Raw genomic sequence first — 6303 nt, forward strand, 5'->3', positions numbered from 1 at the left:
AATGATCTGGTCTTCCGTGAACCGGCTCTTCTTCATCTCCGTCTCCTTTCGACGGAGTCCAGTTCAAACCGAGGGCTTCGACGGGGGCAACGTCACCACGAACCAAGACAACGTGACCTTGAGCGACACCTGCTCCTTGAAATGCTCTTCGAGAATATTTCTAGGCCATGGCAGCGTGTAGTAATGGGCTTCATTGAGGCCGATGCGGGATGTCTCGGCCCCAGTCTCCTCGTTCCTGCTCCTGATGCGCCTGAAGGGCTTGATCTCGGATTCTGCCAACAGCGCTAGGTCGTTGGTCGTGCTCGCGAGCGCCCGCGCTCGGTCAGGCACGCCGAACCCGAACTGCCGGATCATGGAGGCGCAGTGCTCTTTGGTGGGTCTTCCGCCCAACCGTCGCCGCATCTCGGGCGTCCAGTCAGCGGAATGGACCATCAAGGCGCGGACGGTCTCGGGCCAGAGGCCAGGGTTCGCGCTCAGGATCTCGGCTGCGAAACCTGCGGCTCGCGCGGCGGCAGGGCTTGTCATCTCTGTGCATTCAAGCGGCCGGTTGATAACGTCCCTCCCGGTCGTCAGCATCGACAGGCTGTCGATGCCGCTCACGAAACCGCCGGCAGGATCCTTGGCCCAGTTGCCGGCCTCAAAAACTACTTCGGGCTTCTGCGGTGCCTGGCTGCGATCCCACGCCAAGCTCGCCCTGCTGTAGGGACTGCGGTCGCCGGTTCGCGCCGCGACTTCCCAACCACGCATGGTGGGCTCGGAAATCTGCGTTCTCTCCGTGTAGCCCCCCACGGAAAGGGCGTTCCAGGCCTGCGCCGGGTCTTCAATCGGATGGTCGCGCAAGTCCTCATTTGCGGACCACTCGTGCGGAAGAATATTGCCCACCGCCTGCAACCAGAGACGTCTCGGGCCGATTTCCTCGATTTCGCAGGCCCCTGATGTCGCGGCGTCGATCGCTGCGCTCCACGTTGTGGCCAGGCCTGTCAACGAAGACTGCGCCGTTACTGTGCAGCAGTGGACTCGCTCGCGGTGCGGAGAGGCGACATCCAGATCGGACATCGCGTCCCTGACGACGAGCCCCCACGTCTCAGGCGGGTTGTGGCCGTTGGGCGGCAGCATCTTGTAGGACTCGAGCCGATGCGTTGGACGGATCGGGTCTTGATCCTGGAGCCTGAACTGAAGATCGCCGAAAGCCGCGATGCCGGCCATGTTTGTTCCATGTCCGTCATGATCGTCCGTCGACCATGACTGCGCTCGCGCATGCATGTCGCTCTCATCCAGCAAAGGCCGCAGCATAGGATGAGCCCGGTTCACTCCGGTGTCGTGCAAGGTCACGTAGGGGCCTTCCGGTGCGGCGCCTAGACGACGGACGGCGTCCTCCACCCACTCGATTGGGGCGACGCCATCAGACCTGACCGTCGTGAACACTGAGGCGTCGATCCGTGCGGGTCTGACCTCCGCCACGTAGACGTTCAGCTCGCGGACAAGCCGCCGCAACGAGCCTCCGGTCGCCCTGATGAACCGGACGACGAATTCTGGAAATTTCAGCTTTTCCTGGGAGAGGTGCAAGCCGAGGGCATCCTTGCGCCTGTCCAGATAGGCTTCGGCGTCAGGTGCGTCTTTCTTGGCTTTCCGACGCAGCCAAAGCTCGAACCAGCCGACTTCGTCGTTCCCGGGCAACGGATCAGGCGATGTCCATAAACCGGCAAGGCCATTGAAGGCGATCGCTTCGACCTCATCGAAGCGCTTATGCACGGCGTTCGGCTTGTTGGCCCCTTCGCTGTCGCGATACTGCTTGATCTGCTCCTTAAGACTCTCGCGCATGTCGTCGGGAACGAAGTAGGACACCCGCTCGAGAGTGTCGGCATCGGTGCGGCGCAGCATTTCCGTTACAGCCCCTACTAGAACGCCATAGGATTTCTGTTGCAATTTTTCGTGGGGCAGTTTGGCAGGGCGGTCGACCGATATGTAGGCGCCGGTTTTTCCAAGCTGTTCGGTCACGCCGAGGAGCGTCTTCTCGACGTCGGCCTGGCCGAAGGCCATGACAATCTGATCAAGCAGCCGCTGCCCGAATTCAGCGCGGTTCTCTCGCTTGAACTTGTCCTTGATGTTGACGCCCTGCCCCTTGAAGGCGCGCGTCTGGCGGAGCCGATCAATCCGCAAATGAGCCTTTCGACCACCGCCGCCTGCCGCCCCTTCCGACATCTACCTAGCCCCAACCGCTGCCGAATCGAACAGCCCTTAGGATAGTATAGAGGGTCAGAGCCTCTGAAGCGCGTCCCGCGATAACTTGCGGGCGATAAACGCATCCGCCAGAAGAGTCTCGGAAACCTTGCGGTTGCCGTCGAGAATGGCGTCCTTGATGACGTCATCGACAGCCGTCACAATGTCAGCTTGGGACAAACCAGTGGCCGCCTGCGTGATGCTGGGCCAGTCGAACGCCTTTGAGACGCGCCGGTCGACCAGTGAGGTCACGAGGCTGCAGATCTCCTCCGCCGTGGGGAAATCATATCGTAACACGTCGCCGAACCTGCGGAACAGCGCTCGATCAAGAAGCTCGGGATGGTTCGTGGCCCCGACGATCAAGCTGTCCGTGCCATTATCCTCTTCCAGGAACTGCAGGAACGAGTTCAACACGCGCCGCATCTCGCCGACCTCGCCGGACTGGTTGCGCTGCGTCCCGAGGGCGTCGAATTCGTCGAAGAGATAAACCCCTCGGACAGAGTGGATCTGGTCGAAAACAAGCCTCAGTTTCGTGGCCGTCTCACCGAGATAGCGCGTAATTAGCGTATCGAGCCGGAGGCGGAACAAGGGAAGATGAAGTTCGCCCGCCAGCGCCGAAGCGGTGAGCGTCTTGCCCGTCCCCGGCGGTCCGACAAGCAGGATATGTGTGATGGGGCGCCGACCATGCTGCCGCAGGACGGCGCGCTGGGACTGATGGCGGATTAACCGCTCCAGGCGAGTCTTGATGTCCGGACCGAGGACGACATCCGTTAGCTTCGTTTTGGGATAGGAGGCAGAGATGATCTCCTCAAGCTCGGCGCGAGGACGCGCCAACGGGATCGGCTTTACCGCAGGAGCTGTTCCACTCCGTCCTTGATCGACCAGCTTCTTGATTTCGTCAGCTACGTCCTGGCGCCCTTGACGGGCTTCCGAGGCAGCAACCTGCAGCGCGAGAGACAAGAATTGCTCATCATCCCGTTGGACATGCCCTCTGATCAGGGCGACCATCTGCTTGGCCGTTGCCATCTCGTTGTGCTCCGCGCCCTCCCGCGCACTGAAGGCACTGTGAACGCTTATCCTCAAAGATCGGTTTCTTAATCGCTTGAATCGTAGCGCGAGAGGCCGGCAAGGAACAGATGCGGAGGTCGAGCGAGCTACGAATTTCGACGCAAGCCTCGCTTTGCTCGCTGGGTGTTGCAGAGATGTCTTGCAATGCCGACGGGTATCAACGCTCATCGCAGTCGAAAGCGTCAGAGGTCCCTCCCTCTGGGCATGTGATCGGCTTGAGCTCGATACGAGGCCCCTTTTTCTCAAGCGCTTCCATTCCCACGAGTTCACGCCGTAAGGCAGGTTTTTGCCGCCTCAAGGCAATTCATCTTATGCCCTAAGGAAATAAATTCCCGGCCCTGACACTATCGTCGCGGGGCGTCCTGTTGGGAGCCACAATTCATTTCCTTTCCACCCATTGATTGCATTTGGTTTTTTGGGGGGAATGGCATAGCGGCCCTTCCTTTGGCGGTTAAAGAATATCCTCCGCACACCCCACTGCAAAGATCATAAAAAAGGCCGGGGAGGGCCCCGGCCTTTGGATCAGAATGAAGTGCCTTCACAATTGGAGGTCTGATCGCCGATATATCGCGGCGTCGATCGATGATGGGTCGAACGCGCGCGGAACATGGCGGTCTGCTAGCCAACGGCGGAGTTCGGCTCTTGTGAGGTTGAGGCTTTCGGCCAGTTCCCAAGCCAGCACATAGGTGCGCTCGAACTGCTCAATGGCTTCATAGGGAATGACCTTGATCATGCCCTTGTGGATGGGGTGGCGTGCGACCTCTGTCGGCAGGTGTCCCGCACGGATCAACTCTCTGAGCACGGCGTAGTCCATCTTCCAATAAGCGAGCAACTCATTTGCCGGAAGACCGGGGAGAGGTTCGCCCCGTGCCAGTGCCTTGGCTTCTTGAACGCTGAACTCGAGTCCGTCGAGCCGGCGATTGCCTGGACGGCAGGCGACCCCACTCATCTCGCCTGCAATGACGGCTTTGAGGACTGCAGCGATAGAGACGTTGGCCCGTTTGCCGATCCGATCGAGCCCTACAAATCCCTCGGGGGTAGCGGGCGTAGGAGTAGCGGCCTCCAGCAGCCTGTTGAGGAGCGCCTCCAGACCGGTCCTGCCGAACCTGTACTTTCTCGAGCTTCTGGATGCGTAGTTGGGCTGGATCAGACGAGCCTTCAAGAGCGTATTGAAGTGGCTCCGGGAGCAGCCCAGCAGTTCCTCGACGGCCTTTTGTCCCACCACCTCGGTCAAGCTGGCGGCCCACGCTTCTACCGCTGCCGCAGGCATCGGCATGTCGCCGTTCTGGGCGTCGGACTTCAGGAAGCCGTTTTCCCGGAGATAGCGGCGCAGGGTTGTGGGGTGCATTCCAGTGACAGCTGTAAGCGTGGCAACGCTGTGGACCCTGCAGGAGTCGACCGGTCGCCCGAGCAGCATTGATCCCCGGTCCAGGGGGATAGTGTCCAAAACAAACGTTCGAACGCGGTCGATCACAGGCTGGTAAGCCTCTTGGGACACCGCATTCGTCAGGAAGCTGAACAGGTGCTTCCCCAGCCTATGCTGGGGGCCCTGCTGTGACATTCGCGGACCGGCGCCCGCGTCAATTTCGGCAAGACTCTGTTCGAGGCCGCCACGAGCGACAAGCGCCTGAAATCCGGTGTCGCAGGCTTTGATGATCTCTTCGTCGGTGACGGGCTCGTGGGCGTTGGTACCATGGAGCAGCGTCTGTCCGATGAATGGCATCACCCGCATGGCGACGTGCATGGGCAGGTCATTCACTTCACCGCCACGCTCCGGGGGCCCATGCATGGCCCGCTCCATGAGGTAAAGTTCGAATTTGCCAGGCGAGCGCTCGGGGGGAGGGGAATCCGTCGCATCCGAGCTTAGGAAATCCTCCATGAGCAAGGACCACTCGTTGAACATGGCGTCCTTGCCGGTTCCGATGTCGACGAGCCCGACCTCGTGGATCGGGCACGTGTACACAGAGGCGAGGCACCAGGAGGTCCGAATCGAAACGTCCCAAACGGCTCCGTGAGCGAGCTGTTCCTTCATGCACATGACGCACCCGCGCAAGCGGGTGCGTCGCAGCGAGTCGCGAACCAGGTTTTGGCCATTCAGGGTATACAGACGTCCTTGCGTATTCCGGACCGTTGCGGCGAGGAGAGGGGCCGGGTCGGCCCCTCCGTAGTCAGCGATCCGATGGACGGCATCTGTCGAGCCCTTGATGACCTCCTGGCGCGGGATACCGATATCCGTGCAGAAGAAGCGCAGGGGCAGGTTGATGCGACGCGCCAGCCGACAGGCATAGGCCTGTGCAGGCTCGTCGGCTGCGGCGGGCAGGGGCGTGAGACGGTACGCCATCAAAAGCCTCCCCGGCCAACGGCAAGGCGGTCCAGCGGCGTGGCCGTGCTGACCGCTCCGGCGATCGGAAGTCGCGCCCATTCAGGTGTGATGAACGGGTTGTCCTGCGGCTCGCAGTCCGTGTCGGCCGCGTAGGCCGACGCGAAGTTATTGATCGTGAGGGTGGTGGCCTCGGTGATCAACGCGTCTTCGACCGCAGCGATGATCAGCTTGCAGACCTCGCCGAACGTGTATGCACAGGCGTGCATGACGCGAAGAGCAAGGTCCGCCGTGACCTCGCACTCTAGGGAGGCATCGGCTGCATACTTGCCGATCAGGCCTTCGGTATCGTCCGCGTCATTGTCGACGAGCCGACGACCCTCGACGAAGATGGTGCGCCGGCTAAGCTGACGATCCTGGAGCACAACCTCCTTGATGCGCGACGTGCCGGAGAGCACCAGCCCAAACGGGTAGCTACCCTGGGTGACGCGCTTCCAGAAGTCGCGGTTACCCGCGAGCTTCATCTCGGATGCCGAGTTCAGCGCGTGCTGAGCCTCATCGATCAGCACGATGTGCACACCGCTGTGGGGCAAGATGGACTCGATCCGGGAGACCAGACTATGATCTCGAAAGTTCTCGCGGGTCACGCTGTGTCCGAGCTGCGATAGCATCGCCGCCCCCATCGCCCCGACAGT

The 6303-nt window shown here is 61.1% G+C and carries 4 protein-coding genes; all 4 read right to left on the minus strand.

Annotated features, from left to right (window positions below; translation table 11 throughout):
• Window positions 1–63: 63 nt before the first annotated feature.
• On the minus strand, window positions 64–2202 hold the full coding sequence (locus C8P69_RS22970) for a S8 family peptidase (protein ID WP_108179763.1): 2139 nt from the start codon (window positions 2200–2202) through the stop codon (window positions 64–66).
• A 54-nt stretch (window positions 2203–2256) separates the two neighbouring features.
• Window positions 2257–3246: an AAA family ATPase gene (locus tag C8P69_RS22975; RefSeq protein WP_108179766.1), complete on the minus strand. Its 990-nt coding sequence runs from the start codon at window positions 3244–3246 to the stop codon at window positions 2257–2259.
• A 580-nt stretch (window positions 3247–3826) separates the two neighbouring features.
• Window positions 3827–5629, minus strand: a complete 1803-nt coding sequence (locus tag C8P69_RS22980) for a TniQ family protein (RefSeq protein ID WP_170118375.1) — start codon at window positions 5627–5629, stop codon at window positions 3827–3829.
• On the minus strand, window positions 5629–6303 hold a 675-nt coding region (locus C8P69_RS22985), incomplete at its 5' end, for a hypothetical protein (RefSeq protein ID WP_146167445.1). The genes C8P69_RS22980 and C8P69_RS22985, both read right to left, overlap by 1 nt.

This window comes from Phreatobacter oligotrophus (assembly GCF_003046185.1).
GTDB lineage: Bacteria > Pseudomonadota > Alphaproteobacteria > Rhizobiales > Phreatobacteraceae > Phreatobacter > Phreatobacter oligotrophus.

Excerpts from the sequence above, each read along its gene's own strand:
- C8P69_RS22970 (WP_108179763.1), bottom strand. The coding sequence starts at position 2,202 with ATGTCGGAAGGGGCGGCAGGCGGCGGTGGTCGAAAGGCTCATTTGCGG.
- C8P69_RS22975 (WP_108179766.1), bottom strand. The coding sequence starts at position 3,246 with ATGGCAACGGCCAAGCAGATGGTCGCCCTGATCAGAGGGCATGTCCAA.
- C8P69_RS22980 (WP_170118375.1), bottom strand. The coding sequence starts at position 5,629 with ATGGCGTACCGTCTCACGCCCCTGCCCGCCGCAGCCGACGAGCCTGCA.